The organism is Acinetobacter sp. CIP 102129 (assembly GCF_000368305.1).
Classification (GTDB): domain Bacteria; phylum Pseudomonadota; class Gammaproteobacteria; order Pseudomonadales; family Moraxellaceae; genus Acinetobacter; species Acinetobacter parvus.
In genome coordinates, this window is the sequence record NZ_KB849340.1 from 503,490 (window position 1) to 528,841 (window position 25,352).

General features: G+C 42.3%; 19 protein-coding genes and 2 pseudogenes. 10 read left to right on the plus strand and 11 right to left on the minus strand.

Features of this window, described 5'->3' with window-relative positions; translation table 11 throughout:
- Window positions 1-10: 10 nt before the first annotated feature.
- The 6 genes and pseudogenes from F973_RS06550 to F973_RS06575 form a co-directional block, all read right to left on the minus strand.
- The gene (locus tag F973_RS06550) at window positions 11-493 is read right to left on the minus strand and encodes a hypothetical protein (protein ID WP_004760759.1); all 483 of its coding nucleotides are present in this window, start codon (window positions 491-493) and stop codon (window positions 11-13) included.
- Window positions 494-695: 202 nt separating this feature from the next.
- Window positions 696-1,118, minus strand: coding sequence for a hypothetical protein (locus F973_RS06555; protein ID WP_004760761.1), 423 nt, complete (start codon window positions 1,116-1,118; stop codon window positions 696-698).
- Between the two features lie 271 nt (window positions 1,119-1,389).
- Window positions 1,390-2,778, minus strand: coding sequence for an efflux transporter outer membrane subunit (locus F973_RS06560; protein WP_004760762.1), 1,389 nt, complete (start codon window positions 2,776-2,778; stop codon window positions 1,390-1,392).
- A 284-nt stretch (window positions 2,779-3,062) separates the two neighbouring features.
- Window positions 3,063-5,054 carry a MacB family efflux pump subunit gene (locus tag F973_RS06565; protein ID WP_004760763.1) on the minus strand — a complete coding sequence of 664 codons (1,992 nt, stop codon included), beginning with the start codon at window positions 5,052-5,054 and terminating at the stop codon, window positions 3,063-3,065.
- Window position 5,055: 1 nt separating this feature from the next.
- On the minus strand, window positions 5,056-6,393 hold the full coding sequence (locus F973_RS06570) for a MacA family efflux pump subunit (RefSeq protein ID WP_004760764.1): 1,338 nt from the start codon (window positions 6,391-6,393) through the stop codon (window positions 5,056-5,058).
- 199 nt (window positions 6,394-6,592) lie between these two features.
- A pseudogene (locus tag F973_RS06575) lies at window positions 6,593-6,804 on the minus strand (integrase core domain-containing protein); the annotation flags it as partial.
- Between the two features lie 105 nt (window positions 6,805-6,909).
- On the opposite strand from F973_RS06575, the gene F973_RS06580 reads away from it, so the two are divergent.
- Window positions 6,910-7,176, plus strand: a complete 267-nt coding sequence (locus F973_RS06580) for a hypothetical protein (RefSeq protein ID WP_004678417.1) — start codon at window positions 6,910-6,912, stop codon at window positions 7,174-7,176.
- Here the strand turns inward: F973_RS06580 and holA are convergent.
- The 4 genes from holA to F973_RS06600 form a co-directional block, all read right to left on the minus strand.
- Window positions 7,173-8,168, minus strand: coding sequence for a DNA polymerase III subunit delta (gene holA / locus F973_RS06585; RefSeq protein WP_004760765.1), 996 nt, complete (start codon window positions 8,166-8,168; stop codon window positions 7,173-7,175). The two genes, F973_RS06580 and holA, sit on opposite strands and share 4 nt — an antisense overlap.
- 9 nt (window positions 8,169-8,177) lie before the next feature.
- A complete protein-coding gene (gene lptE, locus F973_RS06590) occupies window positions 8,178-8,687 on the minus strand; it encodes an LPS-assembly lipoprotein LptE (protein WP_004760766.1) in 510 nt (169 codons plus the stop codon).
- 48 nt (window positions 8,688-8,735) lie between these two features.
- Window positions 8,736-11,375, minus strand: a complete 2,640-nt coding sequence (leuS, locus tag F973_RS06595; protein ID WP_004760767.1) for a leucine--tRNA ligase — start codon at window positions 11,373-11,375, stop codon at window positions 8,736-8,738.
- 137 nt (window positions 11,376-11,512) lie between these two features.
- Entirely contained in the window at window positions 11,513-11,863 is a 351-nt protein-coding gene (locus F973_RS06600; RefSeq protein ID WP_004760768.1) for a DUF4124 domain-containing protein, read from the minus strand.
- A gap of 507 nt (window positions 11,864-12,370) precedes the next feature.
- Between F973_RS06600 and F973_RS06605 the strand changes: the two genes are divergently transcribed.
- The 7 genes from F973_RS06605 (at window position 12,371) to F973_RS06635 (ending at window position 23,200) form a co-directional block, all read left to right on the plus strand.
- A complete protein-coding gene (locus F973_RS06605) occupies window positions 12,371-14,098 on the plus strand; it encodes an acetolactate synthase 3 large subunit (protein WP_004760769.1) in 1,728 nt (575 codons plus the stop codon).
- Entirely contained in the window at window positions 14,095-14,586 is a 492-nt protein-coding gene (ilvN, locus tag F973_RS06610; protein WP_004760770.1) for an acetolactate synthase small subunit, read from the plus strand. Before F973_RS06605 ends, ilvN begins: the two co-directional genes overlap by 4 nt.
- Window positions 14,587-14,689: 103 nt before the next feature.
- On the plus strand, window positions 14,690-15,706 hold the full coding sequence (gene ilvC, locus F973_RS06615; RefSeq protein ID WP_004760771.1) for a ketol-acid reductoisomerase: 1,017 nt from the start codon (window positions 14,690-14,692) through the stop codon (window positions 15,704-15,706).
- Between the two features lie 691 nt (window positions 15,707-16,397).
- The gene (locus tag F973_RS06620) at window positions 16,398-18,461 is read left to right on the plus strand and encodes a putative bifunctional diguanylate cyclase/phosphodiesterase (protein WP_004760772.1); all 2,064 of its coding nucleotides are present in this window, start codon (window positions 16,398-16,400) and stop codon (window positions 18,459-18,461) included.
- 113 nt (window positions 18,462-18,574) lie between these two features.
- Window positions 18,575-19,492, plus strand: a complete 918-nt coding sequence (locus F973_RS06625) for a LysR family transcriptional regulator (RefSeq protein WP_034431022.1) — start codon at window positions 18,575-18,577, stop codon at window positions 19,490-19,492.
- Between the two features lie 226 nt (window positions 19,493-19,718).
- Window positions 19,719-21,917, plus strand: a complete 2,199-nt coding sequence (locus tag F973_RS06630) for an OsmC domain/YcaO domain-containing protein (RefSeq protein ID WP_004760774.1) — start codon at window positions 19,719-19,721, stop codon at window positions 21,915-21,917.
- A 224-nt stretch (window positions 21,918-22,141) separates the two neighbouring features.
- Window positions 22,142-23,200, plus strand: a complete 1,059-nt coding sequence (locus tag F973_RS06635; protein WP_034432369.1) for an RNA-guided endonuclease InsQ/TnpB family protein — start codon at window positions 22,142-22,144, stop codon at window positions 23,198-23,200.
- A gap of 25 nt (window positions 23,201-23,225) precedes the next feature.
- Here F973_RS06635 and F973_RS14570 read toward each other — a convergent pair.
- Window positions 23,226-23,315, minus strand: a pseudogene (locus F973_RS14570) (DUF4440 domain-containing protein); the annotation flags it as partial.
- A gap of 76 nt (window positions 23,316-23,391) precedes the next feature.
- Here F973_RS14570 and F973_RS06640 point away from each other — a divergent pair.
- Window positions 23,392-25,122: a class I SAM-dependent DNA methyltransferase gene (locus F973_RS06640; RefSeq protein ID WP_004678400.1), complete on the plus strand. Its 1,731-nt coding sequence runs from the start codon at window positions 23,392-23,394 to the stop codon at window positions 25,120-25,122.
- Window positions 25,112-25,270 carry a hypothetical protein gene (locus F973_RS15220; protein WP_004760777.1) on the plus strand — a complete coding sequence of 53 codons (159 nt, stop codon included), beginning with the start codon at window positions 25,112-25,114 and terminating at the stop codon, window positions 25,268-25,270. Before F973_RS06640 ends, F973_RS15220 begins: the two co-directional genes overlap by 11 nt.
- Window positions 25,271-25,352: the final 82 nt, after the last annotated feature.

Below are 25,352 nucleotides of genomic sequence, written 5' to 3' on the forward strand. Positions count from 1 at the left end.
AAATGAGTTGTTAGATTACTTTGTTGTACCCACAGTGCGATAGTTGCAGCACACGCAGGAGTGGATAATTCTCAGATATTGCGTTGCTCCTCATGACGCCACACCCAATAATTTTTGAGCGAATCTCTGCCATTAGCTCATCAATGGATAAAATCTGAGCGCCAGCAATAGTGTGCCTATCTTTCGGGTGTGATGGGAATACGGCAATTTGACGTAGTGGTGTTTCTGGCGGTAGCCAAGAAAAAACCTCCAAGAAGATGAGCTTTCTAGCGGCATCAAATTTCTTCTTGTATCTCATTTCTCTAGTTTCCCAAGTATGGGCATCTACAGATGGTTCATAGTGAACAAGATCACCGCTGTGGGGATTGAAGCCTATGACATCAAGTTCCATTTCCCATCCACCATGCTTCAATCGTCCGACTTTAGTATTTCTGCGAACGAGATAGCCTTGCCAATCAAGGTATTCAACGATAAGTGACTCTAGATGTGACATAAAAGTAATCTAACGATTAAGCTAAGGGGCGGGCTTTAGCCCGTCCCAGTGAGCGAAGCGAACGACTTGAGCGCCATGTTAGGCGAGGTGCCCAGGCGAGCGCGGTGATTGAAGGCTACCCGAACAGCGTGCGTGAAAGCACAACGAAAACGGCAGGCAGGACCTATTTAAGGGTCTTTTTTGTTTTTTAAAATGAGTTTATTTATTGGCCATAAAATAGGTTTTGGCACGCACCCGAATACTTGTGATCTTTGTCAAGTATATAATTTGTGATTAGTTTTGATTGGTTGTTTGTTCGAAGTATTAGTTTGCATCTCATGGTTACATTTTTTGTGTCGTATACGATTCCAGTTGTCATGCCTGGGCGATCTGTATTGTAGTAAGCATAGCTGTCAGACTCATAAGTTATGCTTTTTGTGCGAGAAAAATCCCAAATATAATCGGTTGTTTCATTGTTGATATTTTTGGCCATCAAAGGATTCCCCCATTTAGCTATGGCGGCATCAATTGGCTTTCCTTCCCATTGATTCTTTTGAATTACTTCAGGGATGGAAGGGATAGAGTTGCAGGCGCTTAATGCAAGGATTGATGCAATAATTATTGAGATATTAATGATTTTTTTCATTTAATTGCCTATGAATGTAAGGATTGTCCGTAATGTCGATTTTGATTGCCTAACTACAGTTATACGGCATATTATGCCGCATAACCAAAATGAAAATGCCATATAACCAATTTGAATCCTATTGGATGTAACTATATTTTGATAAGCATATAAAATAGCAATATTTGCATCAACACACAAACAATGTGAGATTAAATCAAAAGCGATCAACCCATTAAAAATTAACTAGAAGTTGAAAGGAATAATCATTAAAACAAGAGCACGCTCAATGCTATTGTTCAGGTAATTCTTTCACAGGACTCCCACCCAACGCTTGCATCAAAGTCACATAAGCATTGTATTGATTCTGCTTAGTTTCAACCAAGCTGAGTCGTGCATTACGGGCAGTTTCCTGCGCATCCAGTAAATTTTTTAATGCAATTGCCCCATTACGATAACGTACTTCGGTCAAACGTGTTGTTTTGTCTGCTAACTCAAGATTGCGTTGTTGCAGCTGTACTTGTTGGTCGAGTTGAGTTCGATTGGATAGCGCATTTTCAACATCAGCAAAAGCTTGGTACAGCGTTTGGCGATATTGAGTAATGGCTTTTTCATACTCAAGCTCGCTGATCGCAATATCTTTTTTCATATCATTATATTGAAGAAAAGGTAGGCTCAGGCTTGCCCCTAAAGTTAAAGCAGGGTTCTTTAACAGTTGGGTTAAAGAGGTGCTGGAAGTACCCAGATTACCCGTTAAATTGATGGATGGATAATAGCTGGCTTTGGTCGCATCTTTATTTGCTAAGGTTTTGCGTAGGCGTAATTCAGAAGCTTGTAAGTCTGGACGACGCGATAAAATATCAGCAGGGAGTCCAACCGCGATATTCGGTAGGGGATTGCGCGGTAACTGTGCGGGTTCCTGAATATTCAGTTGCTGTACAGGCATATGTAGCAATACAGCAATCGCAGTACGCGCTTCAACACGAAGCTGCTCAATTTGGCTTAAACTTGCTTTTTGGCTTTGCACCGATTGTTCCGCTTGAGTTAAATCTAAACCTGAAACCGCACCCGCTTTATATTGTGATTGCACCAATGAATAAATTTTTTGAGTAGAAGCTAAGTTTTGCTGAATGGTTTGGTAGCGTTCATTCAAATAGCCCAATTGCCAATATAATTTTGCCGTTGTGCCCACAAGGCTTTGTGCAGTGGCTTGTAAGTCTTGCTCACTGGCTAAGGCTTCCCAGCGGCTCGCTTCAGTTTGATTCATCAATTTACCGAATAAATCCAGTTCATAACTGACCCCAACACTGGTCGATAAACCACGGTCAGAGCCATCGCCTGAACGGAGGTCATAGTTATGACCTGTGGAAACACTCGAACTGGTACGAATGCCTTGTTTATTTTCAGCCAAACCTGCCTGTAAACGAGCTTGTTTAAGGGTAATCCCTGCAACGCTTAAATCACTATTTTTAGCGAGAACCTGATCGACCAATTGATTAAGTTGGGCATCATTAAACAGTGTCCACCATTGATCAGTGAGATTCACATTCTTATTTTTTTGCGCATCGTACTGGAACTGTTGGGGCACTTGGACTGTTGGTGCGTTATAGGGTGTTTTAACCACAGCAGAACAGCCAACTAGAGAGCTACTTAAACATAACGCAAGACTAAGCTTTTTCATTTCAGGTGTCCTTTATAGAAACAGGGCGGTGTCTTGCCGAGTTCTCATCGTATTACAGAGTAAGCCGTCGGCTTGACCTACTTTTCTTTCGGGATGAGGAGCGAAGCTCCGCAAGGGCAACCATCTTGCGCAGCTATCGCTGCTCACCGCAAAACTCGTTGACTACCGTCACTTAAGCTAATGAATCGCAGAAACAATACTTTATTAACGGAGTCCTGTCTCAAACAATTGCGGATGACGTTTCCGAGTATCATATTTTTTGATCAGTCCTAGTGGGCTTGAATTTATTCTCTCGCTAAAGCAGCAACTGGATCGAGTTGCGCCGCATTTCGTGCTGGTAAGAAACCAAAAACGATACCAATCAGACTCGAACATACAAAGGCTGCAACAATAGATGTCGTTGAATAGCTCATCTCAATAATGCCTTTGGCGAAGTGTCCGATGATCTGTCCAATACCCAGAGAAAGCAGCACACCCAGCACACCACCCAATAAGCAGACTAAAATTGCTTCAATCAGAAATTGCTGCAAAATGTCACTTTGTCGAGCGCCAACGGCCATACGTACGCCAATCTCTTGGGTTCGTTCGGTCACAGAAACCAGCATAATGTTCATGACCCCAATACCACCGACCACCAGAGAAATCACCGCAATCGCTGAAATCAGCAGGGTCATAGTGGCTGTGGTTTGCTGAATGGTTTCCCGAATACTGTCGGAGTTTTGGGTAAATACGTCCTGTGCGCCGTGACGTTGTTCAAGTAGAGTCAAAATGGCATTTTCAGCGGCACTACTTGGATATTCATCTTTGATACGAACAATAATGCTGCGTACATTAGACTGCCCCAACATACGGCTCATGACTGTCGAATAAGGCAAGTAAACATTCAAGCTGTCAGAGTTACCCATAAAGCCTTGTTGAGCATCAATCACGCCAATAATACGGCTGGGTACACTGCCCAACAACAACACTTGACCAACAGGGTTGGTCCCATCAGCAAAGAAAGTTTTTTCCGTATTGGTATCAATCACCACGTCTTGGGCACGCTGAGTAACACTATTTTTGTCAAAAGCCTGTCCTGATTTAAATGTCATGCCACGGACATAGAAGAAATCTGCACTGACACCATTTACGGTTGCCGATGCTTCAGTATCTTTGTAACGTAGCGTCACACTGGTATTGGCAGATGGACTGACTCCATCCACATAGGGTTGTTCTGCCAAGGCTTCTGCATCAGCAGGCACTAGGGTTTTGACTTGTGAAGCGCGTGAGTTATCGCCAAAGCCACGTCCCTGATATACAGTAATAGTGTTGGTGCCGAGACTGCTGATATTTGCCAGAATCTGCTTTTGCGAACCATTGCCCAGTGCAACTACAGAGACCACTGAGGCAATCCCGATAATAATCCCAAGCATGGTCAGGAAAGTCCGCATGCGGTGGGCATTCATGGCCAGCAGTGCCATACGGAATGCTTCACCGAGACGGTCAAAGAAAGAACGCCAAGCCGAGGTTTTCTTTTGTGGTGTGCGTTGCAGGGTTTGATGTTCTAAATCTGAATCTGCATTTTCAGGTGTATTGGCACGGTCTGAAATAATATTACCGTCACTGATCTCGATAATACGAGTCGCATTTTTTGCAACATTAAGATCATGTGTGACCAGAATAATAGTATGACCTTTGGCGTTCAGCTCACGCAGAATGCGCATCACTTCAATACCACTATTCTTATCCAATGCACCTGTTGGCTCATCGGCAAGAATCACATCACCGCCATTCATCAAGGCACGGGCGATCGAAACGCGTTGCTGTTGACCACCTGAAAGTTGGCTTGGGCGATGGTGTAAACGTTCTTCGAGTCCGAGTTCTGAGAGTAGCTCGGCCGAACGCTGTTGGCGAAGTTGGCTGTCTACGCCAGCGTAAATGGCTGGGACTTCAACATTACCAGAAGCACTCAAATCACCGAGTAAGTGATAACGCTGGAAAATAAAACCAAAATATTCACGGCGTAGTTGTGCCAGTTCATCAGGCTCTAACTGGCGGGTTTCTCGACCATTGACCTGATAGCTACCTGCGGTTGGTTTATCCAGACAGCCCAGAATATTCATTAGGGTGGATTTACCAGAACCTGATTGTCCAACAATGGCAACCAACTCACCTGCATAAATTTTTAAATCAATGCCTTTGAGAATTTGTACTGTACCTTCACCCGCAGGGAACTCACGGGTGAGGTCACTCACCTCAAGTAATGGTTGTGAAGAATGTATTTGATCTCGGGTCATATTACATTCTCATTACACGTTGACTGCTACGTTTTGCCTTATCATTGGAACTGTCTGAGGCATCGGCAATCACCACTTGATCGCCTTGCTTCAAACCTCTAAGTACTTGCGCTGTGACACGGTTGTTCAGGCCAATCAGGACAGGTTGCGGCTGGGCTGTACCATCAGTCTGTAGTACCCGAACCATTGCCATTGAAGCCTTGCCTTGTGCAATCAGGGCCTTGTCATCCTCAGTTAAATCCAGACGTTTAGGATGCTCGGTTGTTTCAGCACCTGATTTTTTCGCCTGATCGCTGGATTTATTAGCATTGGCTGAACTGTCCTTACGATTTGCACGCTGGCTTTGGATCGCTGCCGCTGGAATGGTCAGTACATTTTTTGCCTCATTTAACACAATGTAGACCTGTGCAGTCATGTCAATACGCAGTTTGCCATCTTCATTTGGGACATCAAACAGGGCATTGTAGTACACGGCTGAACTTGAAGAAGATGAACTGCCACTGGTTGTTTCTGTATTAATGGAATTTGGTGCTGGTTCAACCTGACGCAGTTTTGCATAATGTTTTTTATCACTATTACCTAATGTAGTGAAATAAACGGTTTGGCCCTGTTCAACTTTCATCACATCGGCTTCTGAAATCTGTGCCTTGATGGTCATGGTATCCAGTTTTGCCAGCTTCACAATGGTTGGTGCAGACTGATTGGCATTTACCGTCTGGCCTTCTTCCGTGACAATCGCCACAATGGTTCCATCCATCGGTGCAACAATACGGGTATAACCCAGGTTTTCCTTTGTGGTTGCAAGGCTCAAACGCGATTGTTCAATCTGTGCATTAATCGAGGCAATCTGGGCCTGTGCCGTTTTATAGTTTGCCAATGCCGCCTCAAGTTCAGCGCGTGAGGTGGCATCCTGACTAAACATTGCCTGTTGACGTTTATATTCAGCTTCAACCTTGGCTAAGTTGGCCTGTTGCACTGCCAGTTGTGCCTGTTGGTTTTTAATGTTGGCTTCGGCGGTTTTAAGCTCATTCTCCTGACGAATGGAGTCAATCTGGGCAATCAATCGGCCCTGTTTAACCTGATCGCCCAACTGCACATACATTTTTTTCACCTGACCTGAAACTTGCGCACCGACACTCACCATTTTGGTGGCCTCAAGTACACCTGTTGCCAGCACTGAATCTTCAATATCACCTTTGCTGACTTCGGCACTAATGTACTGAGGCGCTTGATCTTTAGGTTTAAAGAAAAACCATGCAACGGCTGCAATAATCGCGACACCGATAGCGATTATTATTATTTTACGGAATGGTATTTTTTTAGAACTTGTTTTTTGCATGGCCACAGGTCAAAAATGAGAAACTTGGGCTAGTATAAAAGTGAAATGAGAAGAAAGCGTGGATGTTTTTAATCTATAATGAGAATTATTTGCTATTTTATGGAGGATTTATTCCATAAAAATCTGATAAATACTTTGAGAGATGGTCCCACTTGTTTGAACAACTAAAAGCTTATTTATAAGTGATATTCTGCTCTAGTTAAGCTACCTTATTTTGTTGTGGTAGCTGGAATAGAAAAACTCATCTGGAGTCATTTTGTCCAGACTCGAATGAGGCCGTTTCAAATTACAAAATTCAAAATATGCGTTTAATTGCTTCTTCGCATCCAAAACATTGCTGTAGGCTTTGAGATACACCTCTTCATATTTAACGCTTCTCCATAACCGTTCAACCATCACATTATCAATCCATGAGCAGTATATCGATGTTTATAACATCATTTGGGGAGCAAAATATCACTTATAGCTGTTGTTCAAATTTCCTGATTCACCTCTCTGCTTAATGTTGCGAATGTAGTGATTTTATCGGAATATGATTTAAAAGATTGTCAGAATGACCGTATTAAAACCTCAATGAAGCAATCTTTTGATGAAAGTTCTTATGCTCAAACATATCATTTAAAAGCCGTGATCATTGAAACAAAGCAGAAAAAAGCAAGACAAGGTTATTTATTAAGATGTAATGCAAATATTACTTTGAATAATAGCGAAACCTTGTCTTTCACTTTCAATTTCTCCAAAAAAAATGATCAGTATTTAATTGAGGGGACACCAAATTATTAAGTTGTGTTGGGAAATAGTCTTTTTCCACACAATTCCCCAACAGCCTGCAACATCAGGTGTTCTGGATTCTCTTTGGACATGCCTTTAATGGCGGCATCAATACGCAACAGTAAATCAGACCAGGTCAGAAATTGACGTGGGTTTAAACGCCGTAACGCTTGTTGATATTGTGAAACTTTAGTATTCCAGATACCAAGCTGTAGGGCATTATGTGGCTGTTCAAACAACTGCATCAATAGGCGCATTTCTTTGCTGAGTGTCCATAAAATCAGGCTGTCAGGCTCGCCAGCCGCAATCAGGTACTGATAAATCTTGACTGACTGCGCCAGGTTGCCAGCCAACAAGGCATCACTCAAGTCATAGGTGGTATAACGGGATTGATCCTGTAAACAGGCATACAGTTGTTCAGTCTGAATTTGCTTAAGATCTGGAAATGTGTCCGCAACCCGCATCAGGCTGTTTTTTGCAGCCAGTAAATTATGTTCATGGTGCTGCATCAGCCATTGCCATGCATCATTATTGAGTTGAATCCCTAGTTTTTCTGCCTCAATACCTAGGATACGTTGCCGATCCTGTGGATAGGTGGCGGTGAGTGCAACCACCACGCCATTGGCTTCCACGGTCTGAAAAAAGGCTGTCTTTAAACTGCTGCTGTCCTGTTTGGGTAAAACTATCAGGAGTAAGTTGTGTTCATTATGCTGAATATAATTTTTAAGCTGTTTTAGACCGTTGGCATCAGGCTTGATATTGCCATGCACTTCAATCGCCAGTTGTTGTGAAAATAATGACAAACTATTCAGCGCATTAAAGACATTTTTCCAGTCATTGACACTACTGATGTCATAACGCTGACGTTCAACTTCATGCTGTTGCCAACTTTTACGAAATGCATCCAGCAGGTTTTGTTCAAGCAGGGGTTCCTGACCGTGCATAATCCATGCACCACGGGCTTCATGGACACGCTTTAGGGCTTGAACATAATCCAGCTTCATAATGACAGCTTAGGGTTGAGCTTTAGGTAAGCGGTTTGCGGCAATTTGACGCGTCAATTGTTGGGCCAAGTCATCAATCACAATACGGTTGAGATAGGCTTCCTGCTGGTTGTCAGTGTTGACGGTTGCCACATCATATTGATAGTTTCGTGAGGCAGTCAAGGTACGTGGTTCAGTCATCTTGCGGCCCTGATGGTCCTCAATCTGAAAAGTCACCGTTAAACGCAGTAGCACCTCTGTCAATTTACCATTCAACAACTGGCGGCGAGGGGTGTAATCCAGAATGCGCAATACATAGGCATCATTGGCATTACTGAGCTGTACACCTGTTGCACTGAGGTAGATACTTAAACGATTTTCAAGCTCATCGGTATTGTCAGGTAGAACCAGGGTGAGTTTATTATAGACCAATGGTATTGCGGCTGGGTTGCTTCCCTTAAGATGAAAACCACAACCGACTAAGCCAGCACTTAGACCCAAAGTTAAAACAATAGCAGCGAGACGTTGCGCTAAGTGCATAAATATCCCTCATAGACAATGAGGGCGTATACAATACGCCCCTACGGTTTAAACGACTAAATTCACCAATTTGTTTGGCACAACAATTTCTTTCTTGGTTGGACCTGTCAGGAATTGCTGAACTTCTGCCAAGGCTTTTGCCTGTGCCAATAAATCTTCTTTGGAAATATCAACAGCAACTTCCAGCTTACCACGAAGCTTGCCATTCACCTGTACAACAATCGTTTGCGTATTGCGGGTCAAGGCTGACTCGTCCACCTGAGGGAATTCAGCCGAGGTTAAATCAATACCAAACTGAGCCAACAAGGTCTGGCTTAAATGTGGTGCAAATGGTGCAAGTAATGTCAGCAATGTTGTGATTGCTTCACGTTCAACTGCAACATCGTGATCATCTTTGGCTTCAAACTTGTTGGTTGCATTCAACAATTCCATTAATGCAGCAATAGAAGTATTGAACGCATGACGACGTTCGATGTCATCACCCACTTTCTGAATCGTTTCATGGGTTTTACGGCGTAGATCCTGTGCATCTTTAGAAAGATTTGCGCTATCAATTGCACTCGTCTGATTGCCTTTTTCCAAGAAACCAGTAGTCAAACGCCATACACGTTTTAGGAAGCGGTTGGCACCTTCAACCCCTGCATCTGACCATTCCAAAGACTGGTCAGGTGGGGCAGCAAACATCATAAACACACGGGCGGTATCTGCGCCGTATTGGTCGATGATCGCTTGTGGATCAATACCGTTGTTTTTCGACTTGGACATTTTTTCTTGTCCACCGATAACCACATCCTGACCATCACCTGAGTATTTTGCAGAAAGCACACGGCCTTTTTCATCTTTTTCTAAAATAATGTCGGCAGGGTTGAACCAGGTTTTTTTGCCATTTTCAGCTTCACGGTAGAACGTATCTGCCAAAACCATGCCCTGTGTCAACAAGTTGCTAAATGGTTCGTTGCCCTGAACAACACCCTCATCACGCATCAACTTATGGAAGAAACGTGCATAAAGTAAGTGCAAAATTGCGTGCTCTACACCACCGATATATTGATTCACAGGAAGCCAGCTTTGCGCCGCTTCTGGTTTAACCATTCCGTCAGTAAAGTCTGGAGATGCATAACGCGCATAATACCAAGATGATTCTACAAAGGTATCCAAGGTGTCTGTTTCACGACGCGCATCGCCGCCACAGCTTGGACATTTGGTTTCATAGAATTCAGGCATCCTATTCAATGGGTTACCAGAACCATCTGGAACCACATCGGTCGGTAATACCACGGGCAATTGATCTTCTGGCACTGGCACTTGACCACAGCTGTCGCAGTTAATCATTGGAATTGGGCAACCCCAGTAACGTTGACGAGATACACCCCAGTCACGTAAACGAAATTGAACCTTCGCATTTGCTAAATTTTGAGGTTCTAATTTTGCCAGCAAAGCATCAAACGCGGCTTGAAAATCTAAACCGTCGAACTCACCTGAATTGGTTAGTTTACCGTCTTTAGAACCGTACCATTCTTGCCACTGGGTTGCAGAAAAAGCTGCATCATCTGCGCCTTTGGCATCAATGACTTGCTTGATTGGCAGGTTAAATTTGTTGGCAAATTCAAAGTCGCGCTCGTCATGTGCAGGAACTGCCATTACAGCGCCTGAACCGTATGACATCAACACATAGTTCGCAATCCAAACAGGCAGGTCTTCACCTGTCACTGGATGCTTCACACATAAGCCTGTTGCCATGCCTTTCTTTTCAGCAGTGGCGAGATCAGCCTCTGCCACTGATCCCATACGACATTCTTCAATAAATGCAGCCAATTCAGGATTGCCTGCTTCTAATTGGAGGGCAGCAGCTTTGAGTGCCATAGGGTGTTCTGCTGCAACAGCAACATAAGTTACACCCATTAAGGTATCAGCACGCGTTGTATAAACGGTTAGGCCATCTGCATAAATTTCAGGATTCGCAGAAAGGAAAGTAATTTCCATCCCTGTCGAACGACCGATCCAGTTACGTTGCATGGTCAAAACCTGCTGTGGCCAGCCATCCTGCAAGGTGTCTAGATCATCCAGCAACTCTTGTGCATAGTCGGTGATGCGGAAGTAGTACATTGGGATGTCGCGTTTTTCCACCAATGCACCTGAACGCCAGCCACGGCCATTTTCAACTTGCTCGTTGGCCAACACAGTCTGGTCTACAGGATCCCAGTTCACTGTTGACAGCTTACGATAGATCAGGCCTTTCTTATAAAGCTGAACGAACAACCATTGTTCCCAATGATAGTATTCTGGTGTGCAGGTCGCAAATTCACGATCCCAATCGACAGACAAACCCAATTTTTTTAATTGGTCACGCATGTAGGCGATGTTTTCAAAAGTCCATTTTGCTGGTGCAACTTGATGAGCAATCGCTGCGTTTTCAGCAGGCAAACCAAACGCATCCCAACCCATTGGCTGTAACACTGTTTCGCCCTTTAAACGGTAAAAACGGCTAATCACATCACCGATGGTGTAGTTACGCACATGCCCCATATGCAGTTTGCCACTTGGGTAGGGGAACATCGACAGGATATAGCGATGTTTACCCTCTACAGTGTCGGCAACTTTGAAAACTTTGCGATTGTCCCAGTCTTGTTGAACTTGGGGCTCAATGGCACTTGCTTGATATTCGGTGTCAATGTGAGAAGTCGTCATAGGGATATGCGATACAACAAAAAAGTAAGATTAAGATTGCTGCACAGCATAGCGCAAAACTGGGTGAAATGTCAGTTTTTAGATTGGGATTTTATCTTCAAGGCGGTTAGATACTGCCTTGATCTATTTAGGCTACTTTATCGGTCTGAATGTGATGGTGCAGATGGTACCTGAGCAGGAGGTGAGGTTGTTGCAGCCGCTTCAACCGCCACATTTGCTACTTGTGATACATGTTGCGCAGCATTCTGGGCTTGCTGTGTGGCCTGATTTGCTGTTGTGGCTGGTGCTTGTGTCGGCTGATTTCCACCATAGGTTGAAACTTTTTTTAAACGTTTTGCACCTTTAGGCGGAGGTGTGGTGGTGTAGTGGGTCGATCCATTTGCATCGACCCATTTGTAGTACTGTTGAGCATGGTTTTGAGTTGAACAAAACAACAGTGCTGTTGTAGCAATCGTATATAAGCCCGTTTTTAAATAAGATGGTTTCATGTTTGATCTCTCCAAGAGAATTCTGTCTATATTCGATCAAAGTGTATTCAGGATGCAATTTACAATGCATCGTTTTATGTAAAAAGAAAATGAATTTTTGATAAATGGACGTTTCAATAGACTAAACCACAACCTTGAATAAGCCTAAAAAAACAACAGCTAAAAAATATTATAGAAAAACCTTTCCTTTATTCTTGACTTTGTGTATGAAAGCAACAAAAATGCTTGCTTTAGTTTTATATGCGCTTATTTGATCACCCTTCGAATAAATGTCATGGCTTGCAATGGACATTCTTTCTAGCCGAGAGAATGATTTTTTGAAATATGCTTATCCCAGCATATTTTGATTCGAGATGTAAAAACAGCTTATACGGCTGATGAGTCAGAAAATTTTTCCTATTGCAGCAAAAACGAGTAGAATACGCACACTTAAAAAAGTGCATAAGTTAATGAATGAAACACGGTTTATGTCTCCTATAAACTGTGCAAATACTAGGGTGAATCACGTTGGAACTTTTATCTGGTGGTGAAATGCTCGTTCGTGCGCTTGCGGACGAAGGCGTAGAGCATGTTTTTGGTTATCCAGGCGGCGCAGTTTTACATATTTATGATGCGCTTTTTCAACAAGACAAAATCAATCATTACCTTGTACGTCATGAGCAAGCTGCTGGCCACATGGCAGATGCATACTCGCGCGTAACAGGGAAAACTGGTGTTGTTCTTGTGACTTCTGGTCCAGGTGCGACAAATACTGTGACTCCTATCGCAACAGCGTATATGGACTCGATCCCAATGGTGATTTTGTCTGGACAGGTTGCAACTCATTTAATTGGTGAAGATGCATTCCAGGAAACGGACATGGTCGGAATTTCCCGTCCAATCGTAAAACACAGTTTCCAGGTTCGTCATGCCAGCGAAATTCCTGCAATTATCAAGAAAGCATTTTATATTGCCTCTTCTGGTCGTCCAGGCCCAGTGGTTGTTGATATTCCTAAGGATGCCACCAATCCAGCAGAAAAATTTGCCTACGAATATCCTGAAAAAGTGAAGATGCGTTCGTATCAACCGCCTTCACGTGGACATTCAGGTCAAATCCGTAAGGCAATTGATGAACTGATTACCGCTAAACGCCCAATTATCTATACGGGTGGTGGTGTTGTTCAGGGTAATGCTTCTGCATTATTGACTGAACTTGCACATCTATTGGGTTATCCAGTAACCAATACTTTAATGGGCTTAGGTGCTTTCCCTGGCAATGATCCACAGTTTGTCGGTATGTTAGGGATGCATGGTACTTATGAAGCCAATATGACGATGCACAATGCAGACGTGATTTTGGCCATTGGTGCACGTTTCGATGACCGTGTAACCAATAACCCAGCGAAATTCTGTTTGAATGCGAAAGTTATTCATATTGATATTGACCCAGCAACAATTTCGAAGACGATTATGGCGCACATTCCTATCGTTGGTGCGGTTGAGCCAGTTCTTCAAGAAATGTTAGCTCAGCTTAAACAGATGAATGTGTCTAAACCAAATCCTGAAGCAATTGCTGAATGGTGGTCTCAGATTAATGAGTGGCGTAAAGTTCATGGCTTACGCTATGAAGCGGCTCAAAATGGTGAAATGAAACCACAACAAGTGGTGGAAGCGCTTGATCGTGTGACCAATGGTGAAGCGATCATCACATCTGACGTAGGTCAGCACCAAATGTTTGGTGCAAACTACTACAAATACAAACGTCCACGCCAATGGATTAACTCTGGTGGTCTAGGCACCATGGGTGTTGGTTTGCCGTATGCAATGGCAGCGAAGCTTGCATTCCCAGATCAACAAGTCGTGTGTATCACAGGTGAAGCATCAATTCAGATGTGTATCCAGGAATTATCAACATGTAAGCAATATGGCTTAAATGTGAAAATTCTTTGCTTGAATAACCAGGCTTTAGGCATGGTGAAGCAGTGGCAAGACATGAACTATGAAGGGCGTCATTCAAGCTCTTATGTCGATTCTTTACCTGATTTTGCAAAATTGATGGAAGCTTATGGTCACGTAGGTATTCAAATCAATCATGCAGATGAATTGGAATCTAAACTGGCTGAAGCAATGGCAATTAATGATAAATGTGTATTCATTAATGTCATGGTTGATCGTACAGAACATGTTTATCCAATGTTGATTGCAGGTCAGTCGATGAAAGATATGTGGTTAGGTAAAGGGGAGCGCACGGCATGAGACACATTATCTCTGTACTTGTAGAAAATGAAGCAGGCGCGCTTTCTCGTTTGGTCGGTTTATTCTCTCAACGTGGTTACAACATTGAGACTTTAAACGTTGCACCTACTGAAGATGAGACTTTATCTCGTTTGACGCTCACCACTTATGGTGATGATCACAAAATTGAGCAAATCACTAAACAACTGAATAAATTGGTTGAAGTAGTTAAAGTGGTTGATTTGTCAGAAGGTGCACATATTGAGCGCGAGCTTATGTTGATTAAAGTCAAAGCTTTAGGTGCCGCTCGTGCGGAAATTAAGCGTACAGCTGATATTTTCCGTGCTCAAATCGTTGATGTAACACCAACCACTTATACGATTCAAATTGCTGGTACGACTGATAAGATCGATGGTTTTATTGATGCACTTGCTGAAAATACCATTTTAGAAGTTGTACGTTCAGGTGTATCGGGCATCGCTCGTGGTGAAAAAGTTTTAAGTATTTAACGCTTCCCCAATTCTTCATATAGAAATGCAAGAATTGGGAAGTTTCAAAGAATCTATCCTTGTATAACAAGGGAAATGACAAAAATTTTAGCGGAGAAAACAGATGCAAATTTTTTACGATAAAGACTGTGACTTATCAATCATCCAAGGCAAAAAAGTTGCAATCATTGGTTATGGTTCACAAGGTCATGCTCATGCACTTAACTTGAAAGATTCTGGCGTTGACGTAACTGTTGGTTTACGTGCTGGTTCAGCATCTTGGAAAAAAGCTGAAAATTCAGGTCTTAAAGTATCTGAAGTTCCAGCAGCTGTTGCTCAAGCTGACTTAGTGATGATTTTGACTCCAGATGAGTTCCAATCTCAACTTTATCGTGATGTGATTGAGCCAAATATCAAAGAAGGCGCGACTTTAGCATTTGCTCACGGTTTCTCTGTACTTTATAACCAAGTTGTTCCACGTGAAGACTTAGACGTCATCATGGTTGCACCTAAAGCACCTGGTCACACTGTACGTTCTGAATTCCAACGTGGTTCAGGTGTTCCTGATCTTATCGCGATTCACCAAGATGCTTCTGGTAATGCACGTAACGTTGCTCTTTCTTACGCTTCAGGTGTAGGTGGTGGTCGTACAGGTATTATCGAAACTTCTTTCCGTGAAGAAACTGAAACTGACTTATTCGGTGAGCAAGCAGTTCTTTGTGGTGGTGCTGTTGAATTGGTTAAAATGGGCTTCGAAACTTTGGTTGAAGCTGGTTATGCACCAGAAATGGCTTACTTCGAATGCTTACATGAACTTAAGTTAATCGTTGACTTAATGTTCGAAGGCGGTATTGCTGACATGAACTACTCAGTTTCTAACAATGCTGAGTACGGTGAATATGTGACTGGTACTGAAGTAATCAACGAACAGTCTCGTGAAGCAATGCGTAACGCGTTGAAACGTATCCAGTCTGGTGAATATGCGAAAATGTTCATTCAGGAAGGTGCGTTGAACTACCCATCTATGACTGCTCGCCGTCGTCAAAATGCTGCACACGGTATCGAAGTAACAGGTAATAAACTTCGTGCAATGATGCCTTGGATTCAAGCAAACAAAATCGTTGATAAAGAGAAGAACTAAATTTTAGTTTAATCTTTAAAAGCCCTTGTTTGTACAGGGGCTTTTTTATTGGATCATCCTAATGTTGCGCATTGGTGAGGTATAGCTCCAATCTTACGTATTGGTCTTACGAAGTGATGCTTCACATGCTTTTCTATTTCGTTGCTCCTTGCGCAGGATACCCTAATAAGTGTTGAAGCAAACAAAATCGTAGAAAAAGAGAAAGCTCAGTTTTATCTCTGAGTTAAAAGAACCCTCTTGTTGGTAAACGAGGTTTTTAATGCTGCTGATAACAGAGTTATAATAGTATAAAAATTAAAAAAGTTTATATGTGTCTCTGATAAGCATTTTATATCGTGCTTAGTGCACGAGAAAAACAAAAAAACTGCAATCAGACTTAAGTTCATAGGGCAGTTTAAAACAAATAAGAAGTAGCTACTTAAATAAGAAAAACACTTAGCAAAAATAAATTGGTCTTTCGGTGAAAAGTGCAATAAAAAAAGCAAGTCTTTTTATAGGTTTGGAGTAATTATATGTTTTTATTCTATTGATTTATAAAATGAAAAAGACTTGACCTTATGTTATATGATGTTATTGTTAAGGAAAGATTATGACTGCTATTCGTATCTTTTTTTGAGTGTGAAAGATCGTTCTGAGCCTAGGCAATTTGCTCGGCAAATAAAAAAGTCATGGATAATCATGGAATTCCTTTATGGTACACGTTGATTACGATAGTACATTGGTCATCGTTTCCATTCTGGTTGCGGTGGCAACATGCTATGCCGCATTTTCAATGGAAGAGCTGGTTTTCAAGACCGCTTATAAAAAGTTTGAAAAAAGCATTCTGGTTGCGAGTGGCTTAATCCTGGGGTTGGCGATATGGGCAATGCATTTTGTGGGAATGCTAGCGATTCATTTGCCAGAAAGCTATCATTTTGATCTGGGGTTAACGACGCTTTCCTATATGGTGGGTACAATTGCCTCTATTTTTGCGGTGTGGCTGACTTCACGTCCAACCTTGCCTTTGCCTCGCCTGATTCTTGGTGCTGTGTTTATGGGCTTGGGTATAGCGGGTATGCATTATACAGGCATGATGGCTCTGACAGTTGAATATTATCAGATGCATTATGATCCCTTATTGGTTATTTGCTCAGTTTTAATTGCAATCAGTGGGGCTGGTCTAAGTTTCTTCTTTATCTTTAAAGATAAGTCAGCAGTCAGGTATCGGATTGGGCTAAAAGCCATTGTTGCGCTGTTAATGGCGCTGAGTATTGTCGGTATGCATTACACAGGTATGGCGGCAACCTATTTTGATGCAAGTATTATTAAGGCCTTGAATGCAGCACAGACAGAGCAAAGTGTATTGTTGTTCACAATCATCTTTATTACCAGTCTGGTGTTTGTCGCAGGTTTTGCTGTTGCGGTTTTAGAATCTAGACTGGAAGAGCGTAATCAACAACTCACTTTTATAAATAAAGAGCTTGAGATTCAGTCTCTGCATGATGCCCTAACCAAGCTGCCTAACCGTATGTATTTAACCGAGTATGCAGAGGTTGTGTTTAGCCATCATCGCTTGCATGAGCAAAAGGCTGCCTTTTTATATATTGACCTGGATGGTTTTAAGTCGGTGAATGATGCTTTTGGGCATCATATTGGGGATCAGTTGTTGGTCCAGATGGCCAATCGTCTACACAATAAGCTAAATCAAAGCCATAAGTTATTCCGTATAGGTGGCGATGAATTTGTCCTGATATCTGAAAATACCGATATCAACGAGGCAATACAGCTTGCCGAAGAAATTCTGCATTTTATTCAGGGAACTTATTTAATTGCCAGCAAAGACATAAACATATCCGCGAGCCTTGGGATTGCGATGTATCCTGAACATGGCACCAATATTCAGGATTTGTTGATTAATGCCGATGTTGCCATGCTGGTGTCAAAAGATCAGGGGCGTAATACCTATACCGTGTTCCAGTCCATGAGCGATCAGCAAGATGTACGCAGCCAGTCCAAACTGATCAATGATTTATATAAGGCGGTTGATGAGCAGCAGTTTGTCTTGTTTTACCAGCCAAAATTTACCGCGAACTATGAAGTCTGTGGTGTTGAGGCCCTGATTCGCTGGAAGCATCCAGCTTTGGGGCTGCTTACGCCACAAATGTTTATTGAAAGTGCTGAAAAAACGGGTTTAATTATTCCCATGGGATATTGGGCGCTGGAACAAGCCTGTCAACAAATTCAGAAATGGGAGCAGAGCAAGAACCCGTTTTATCCAATTGCAGTGAATCTGTCAGCATTACAGTTTGAAAATAAGAAATTATTTAGTGTCCTTGAACAATTATTGGAAAAATATCAAATCCAACCTCACAACCTGATACTGGAGATTACTGAATCAACTGCAATGCATCACATTGATTCAACTATTCGTACCCTGGAACGCCTGCGTAAGCTCGGTATTCGAATCGCAATAGATGACTTTGGAACGGGTTACTCAAGCTTCCTGTATTTAAAAGATTTACCTGTCGATGAACTCAAAATTGACCGTGGTTTCCTGATGGATTTACAACCCAATTCCAAAGAAGAGGCGATTTTAGAAAGTATTATTCATCTTGCTGCAAAATTAGGTTTGATTGTCACGGCTGAGGGAGTGGAAACACAGCAACAAGCGGATATTCTTAAAAAATTAGGCTGTAATCAATTACAGGGATACTTGCTTGGCAGGCCTGTTAAGATTGATAGTTTGGTATTGCAAGGGCAGCCACATTTTGCCTAATTTTAAATAATCTGGTTTTATAACAGATGAATTTAATTCAATTTTGTCTATATAAATATTGTCTGCTCAATTGTATTGACACAAGCTAAGGCATGTTTTACTGGTTTATTAGTATGTTAGAACTTCGTCATTTAAAGACATTAACCGCCTTGCGCGAACACGGTTCATTGGTTGCAGCGGCAACTGACCTGTATTTAACACCGTCTGCGATTTCTCATCAATTAAAAGAGCTGGATCAATGGTTTGGCGTGGAGGTTGTGAATCGCCGTAGCCGACCTGTTTCATTTTCCCATGTTGGTTTACGTCTGTTAAAGCTGGCGGATGATGTGTTACCGCAGATCCAGATCGCACATACCGATATTGCTCGTATTGTGCATGGGCAAACAGGCAGAATTATCTTCTCTTCGGAATGTCATAGTTGCTTTGACTGGCTGATGCCGTTGTTGAATCAATACCGCCAGCAATATCCAGATGTTGATCTGGATTTTGTCTCAGGTTTCGAGTCCAATCCTCATGAGTTATTACAAAATGAGGAATTTGATTTACTGATTACTGCAGACCCAATTGCTTTAAAAGGTATTGAGTATTTTCCAATTTTTGAATATGAATCCAGACTGGTTTTGTCCAACACTCATCCACTGGTTCGGGTGGAAAAGATTACGGTACAGGAGTTGGCGGAGCAAACATTAGTGACTTATCCCGTGGATAAACACCGTTTGGACATTATGGCGAAACTATTTATTCCAGCCAATCTGCATCCGAAAGAAATCCGCACAACGGAACTAACGCAAATGTTGATCCAACTGGTTGCCAGCGGGCGCGGGATTTCGGCACTCCCTGACTGGGTGGTAAATGAATATGAGCAAAAAGGTTGGGTCACTTCGCGCCGTCTGGATTGTGTCTCACCCAAAGGTCTCCGACGCACACTCTATGCAGGCTATCGCACTGAAGATAAAGACAAGAGTTATTTTGAGGGCTTTTTAAATCAACTGGATAAGTTTTCTAAAAAGCGTAATCATTATTATGACTAGGCTTGAATGGGCTGGTTGTATGTCGATTGGAAACACGGACAAACATTATCAATTCAGGCAAATCCCTCTATAATGCGGCATATATTATCTTGGCTTATCATGAGTGCTCATTGATCGTGATGAACCTCATTTATTATTCTGTTGAAGCCAATTTCAGATCGTTATTCTATTCATATTTACACGCTTATGTGCCGATGCTGGTACATAAGAGGTATTAGGTACCAGCATGGAAATCAAGGTTAATTATCTCGACAATCTTCGTCAGGAAGCCAAGTTCGATGATTTTACAGTAATTGCAGATCAACCGATCCGCTATAAAGGCGATGGCTCAGCCCCAGGACCATTCGACTACTTTTTGGCTTCATCGGCATTATGTGCTGCCTATTTTGTAAAAGTGTATTGTGCGGCGCGGGATATTCCAACCGACAATATCCGCCTGTCACAAAACAATATTGTTGACCCTGAAAACCGCTACAAACAGATTTTTAAGATTCAGGTCGAGTTGCCTGCTGACATTTCTGAAAAAGACCGTCAGGGGATTCTACGCTCGATTGACCGTTGTACCGTGAAGAAAGTGATCCAGACAGGCCCTGAATTTATTATTGAAGAAGTTGAAAGTATTGATGCTGATGCACAGGCATTGCTGATGCCAAGCCTGACTTCGGAAAGCAGTACTTATATTCAGGGCAAGGATTTACCTTTAGAACAGACCATTGCCAATATGTCTAGCATTTTGGCTGGCTTGGGCATGAAGATTGAAATTGCATCATGGCGTAATATTGTTCCGAATGTCTGGTCACTGCATATTCGTGATGCACAATCGCCGATGTGTTTTACCAATGGCAAAGGTTCAACCAAGGAAAGTGCTTTGGCATCGGCACTGGGCGAATTTATTGAGCGTTTAAACTGTAACTTCTTCTATAACGACCAGTTTTGGGGAGAGGAAATCGCCAATGCTGAGTTTGTGCATTATCCTGATGAAAAATGGTTCCAGCCAGGCCCGAATGGTGAATTGCCAGTAGAAATTCTGGATGAATACTGCCTTGAGATTTATAACCCTGACGATGAATTGCTGGGCACGCATTTATATGATACCAACTCAGGTAATACCGAGCGAGGCATCTGTTCATTGCCATTCGTACGGCAGTCGGATGGTGAAGTGGTGTATTTCCCATCCAATCTGATTGAAAATCTCTATCTCAGTAACGGCATGAGTGCAGGCAACACTTTGGCTGAGGCACAGGTACAGTGTCTTTCTGAAATCTTTGAACGTGCAGTGAAACGTGAGATTCTGGAGGGCGAAATGACGCTACCAGATGTACCGCAACAGGTTCTGGAAAAATATCCAGCAATTCTAGCTGGCATCAAGGGGCTGGAGGAACAGGGCTTCCCTGTGCTGGTGAAAGATGCCTCGCTTGGTGGTCAGTTCCCTGTGATGTGTGTCACCCTGATGAATCCACGTACAGGCGGAGTCTTTGCTTCATTCGGTGCGCATCCAAGTTTTGAAATTGCGTTGGAACGTAGCCTGACTGAGTTGTTGCAGGGGCGCAGTTTTGAGGGTCTCAATGATTTACCACAGCCAACGTTCCAAAGTAATGCGGTGACTGAACCAAACAACTTTGTGGAACACTTTATTGATTCCAGCGGTTTGGTGTCATGGCGCTTTTTTAGTTCCAAAGCTGATTTCGATTTTGTCGAGTGGGACTTTACCAATCAGAGTCAAAACAGCAATGTTGAAGAAGCAGAAGAGCTGTTTGCTATCCTTGAACAGATGGGCAAAGAAGTTTACATGGCGGTGTATGAACATTTAGGTGCAACCGCCTGCCGTATCTTGGTGCCTGACTATTCCGAGATTTATCTGGTAGAAGACCTGATCTGGGACAACACCAACAAGGCCCTGTTATTCCGTGAAGATATCCTGAACCTGCATCGTCTGGATAATGACAGCCTTGAGGCCTTGGTTGAGCGTCTGGAGGAATGTGAGCTGGATGACTACACCGAAATCGCCACCTTGATTGGTATCGAATTTGATGACAATACCGTGTGGGGGCAACTGACCATTCTTGAGTTAAAACTGTTGATTTATCTTGCTTTAGAGCAATTTGAAGAAGCAAAAGAATTGGTCGGGCAGTTCCTGCAATACAACACCAACACGGCTGAGCGAGGCTTATTCTATCAGTGCATGAATGTGGTGCTGGAGGTGATTCTGGATGATGAACTGGAATTGGATGATTATCTAATTAACTTCCGCCGTATGTTTGGTGATGAACGAATGGACGCGGTACTTGGATCGGTAGATGGCAGTGTCCGTTTCTATGGTCTCACCCCAACCAGTATGAAACTGGAGGGGCTAGATCGACACTTACGCCTGATTGACAGTTATAAAAAGTTGCATGCCGCACGTGCCAGAGCGGTTGCTACCTAGTGAGCTAAAAGTTATGGGTGCAATCCTTGTATTTGTAGATTGCACCTTACGGTTTCAGGTTTAAAACGCTTCCTGATACGAAAAGGAATTTATCCATTGGAGCGTAAAACCTCGGGGTTTAGCCCGAGGATATAAGCGACTGGCGTAAGCCATACGACATGAAATGTCGTTTTAAATACTTTTGCTATAATCACTATTAAGAAAAATACGGTTAAAATAATTGTATGAAGACACTCAAATTACGAATAAAAGACAAACATTGCAAGATGCTAGACCAACTAGCGTTGGAGGTAAACTTTGTTTGGAATTATGTCAATGATTTGTGTTTTAAACATCTACAACGCAAACAACAATTCTTTTCAGCATACGATATTGCTAAATACACGAAAGGCACATCGAAAGAATGCAATTTGCATAGTCAAACCATTCAAGCCATAACAGAAGAACTCATTACACGCAGAAAGCAATTCAAAAAAGCAAAATTAAAATGGCGTGTCAGCAACAAGAAATCTGCTAGACGTTCACTAGGTTGGATACCATTCAAAAAAGTAGCAATCAAATATGCTGATGGATATGTTCAATACGGCAAGCATCAATTCAAACTATGGGACAGCTACGGACTAAGCAAATACAATGTTAAAACAGGCTCGTTTGTAGAGGATAGTCGTGGGCGTTGGTATGTCTGTCTTGTAGTTGATTCAATTAAAACAGAGAAAACCAGCGCTAAAACCTCAATTGGCATAGACTTGGGTTTAAAGGATTTAGCCACTTGTTCAGATGGAGTAAAGCTCAAAGCTCCTAAAATCTATCGACAATACGAACAAAAACTTGGCATAGCCCAACGAGCTAGAAATAAGAAACGCGTCAAAGCGATTCACGCCAAGATTAAAAATATACGTCAAAACATGCTGCATCAATTCAGCCATAAACTGGTGAATGAACATGCAGCAATCTTCGTTGGCAATGTGAATGCCAAAGCACTCGCACAAACTAAATTAGCTAAATCAGTGTTAGATGCAAGTTGGACAACACTAAGAACCATGCTCAAGTATAAATGCGAGAACGCAGGGGCATGGTATGAAGAAGTCAATGAAGCGTATACCACCCAAACGTGTTCGTGCTGTGGCTCACGCTGTAGTAGTCCGAAAGGTAGGACAGGTCTTGGAATAAGAGAATGGCAGTGCATGGAGTGCGGTACGCTCCATGATCGGGATGTAAATTCCGCACTGAATATTCTTGCGCTCGGACATGAGCGTCTCGCAGGAGGAATCCCCGTCCTTTAGGTCGGGGAGGATGTCAACTATTTCATCAAACATCCCGTAAGATGGTTTGCCCTGTACGTGGATTGGTGAGCGTTACATTTTCCAAGGCATGGATTTGCCATAAATGATTCTGTCTTAACTGTGCTAACGTAATAAACTATTGAAGATTAAGTATAAAACCACAGCGGTTGATCATTGATTGAGGATAAAGAATGAACTCATTGGAACAAAAGTTTCTAAATGACTTAGATGATAAGCTTTGGAAAGCCGCTGATAAATTACGTAGCAGCTTAGATGCTGCCAACTACAAGCATATTGTGCTTGGGTTGATTTTCCTAAAATATGTATCAGATGCCTTTGATGAACGTCAGTCTGAACTTAAAGATTTATTTGCTCAAGCGGATGATCACAACATCTATTACATGCCTCGTGATCAATACGACACAGAAGAAGAATATCAACAAGCAATCGCTGATGAATTAGAAATTATTGATTATTATCAAGAAAAAAATGTGTTTTGGGTGCCCAAAGCAGCACGTTGGACGACGTTACAAAATACAGCCGCTTTAGCCATTGGCTCGATTATTTGGCAAGATGAACATGGGCAAGATGTCAAACTGCGTTCTATCTCTTGGTTAGTGGATAATGCTTTTGATGAAATTGAGAAAGCTAATCCTAAATTAAAAGGTATTCTGAATCGTATAGGACAGTACCAGCTTGATAATGACAAACTGTTGGATTTGATCAATACATTTTCAGACACAAGTTTTACCAAGCCTGAATACAATGGTGAAAAACTCAGTCTGCACAGTAAAGACATTCTCGGGCATGTCTACGAATACTTTCTAGGGCAGTTTGCTTTAGCCGAAGGCAAGCAAGGTGGGCAATATTACACACCTAAAAGTATCGTGACCCTCATTGTAGAAATGCTGCAACCTTATAAAGGTCGAGTCTATGACCCTGCAATGGGTTCAGGCGGTTTCTTCGTTTCCAGTGAAAAGTTCATCGAACAACATGCACAGGAAAAGCACTACAAAGCATCTGAACAGAAAAAGCATATTTCGATTTACGGACAAGAAAGTAATCCAACCACCTGGAAACTTGCTGCCATGAATATGGCAATTCGTGGCATTGATTTTAACTTTGGTAAAAAGAATGCTGATACCTTTTTAGATGATCAGCATCCAGACTTACGTGCTGATTTTGTCATGGCAAATCCACCATTCAATATTAAGGATTGGTGGCATGCTTCACTGGAAAGTGATGTACGTTGGAAATATGGCACACCGCCACAAGGCAATGCCAACTTTGCTTGGATGCAGCACATGCTGCACCATCTCTCACCAACAGGCAGCATGGCACTTTTACTTGCCAATGGTTCGATGAGTTCCAATACCAACAATGAAGGTGAGATCCGTAAAAATCTGATTGAAGCCGATCTGGTGGAATGTATCGTGGCATTACCAGGGCAACTGTTTACCAATACGCAAATCCCTGCCTGTATTTGGTTTTTGACTAAAGACAAAAAGAATGGTTTGTCCCTGGATAAAAAGAAAGCCAATCGTGAAGGCAAGACTTTATTTATTGATGCTCGTAACTTGGGCTATATGAAAGATCGTGTACTACGTGACTTTACCGATGCTGATATTGCCAAAATTACTAATGCCTTACACGCTTGGCAACAAGGCGAAAATTTTGAGGGCGAAGCTTATCAGGATGAAAAAGGCTTTTGTTTCTCGGCTGAGTTAAAAGACATTCAAAAGCATGATTATGTATTGACCCCAGGGCGTTATGTGGGTGCAGTCGAGCAGGAAGATGATGGTGAACCTTTTGCCGAGAAGATGGCACGCTTAACAGGACAATTGAAACAGCAATTTGCTGAAAGTGCTGTACTGGAAAGTGAAATCAAAAAGAATTTAAAAGGTTTGGGTTATGAGTTTTGAGTTAAGCTCTGATTATCGGCAATGGTTGCAACAGCTTAAAAGCCAATTTCAGCATACCCAACAAAATGCAGTTCGTGCGGTCAATACTGAGATGCTCAAATTTTATCCATTGGAGCGTAAAACCTCGGGGTTTAGCCTGAGGATATAAGCGACTGGCGTAAGCCATACGACATGAAATGTCGTTTTAAATACTTTTGCTATAATCACTATTAAGAAAAATACGGTTAAAA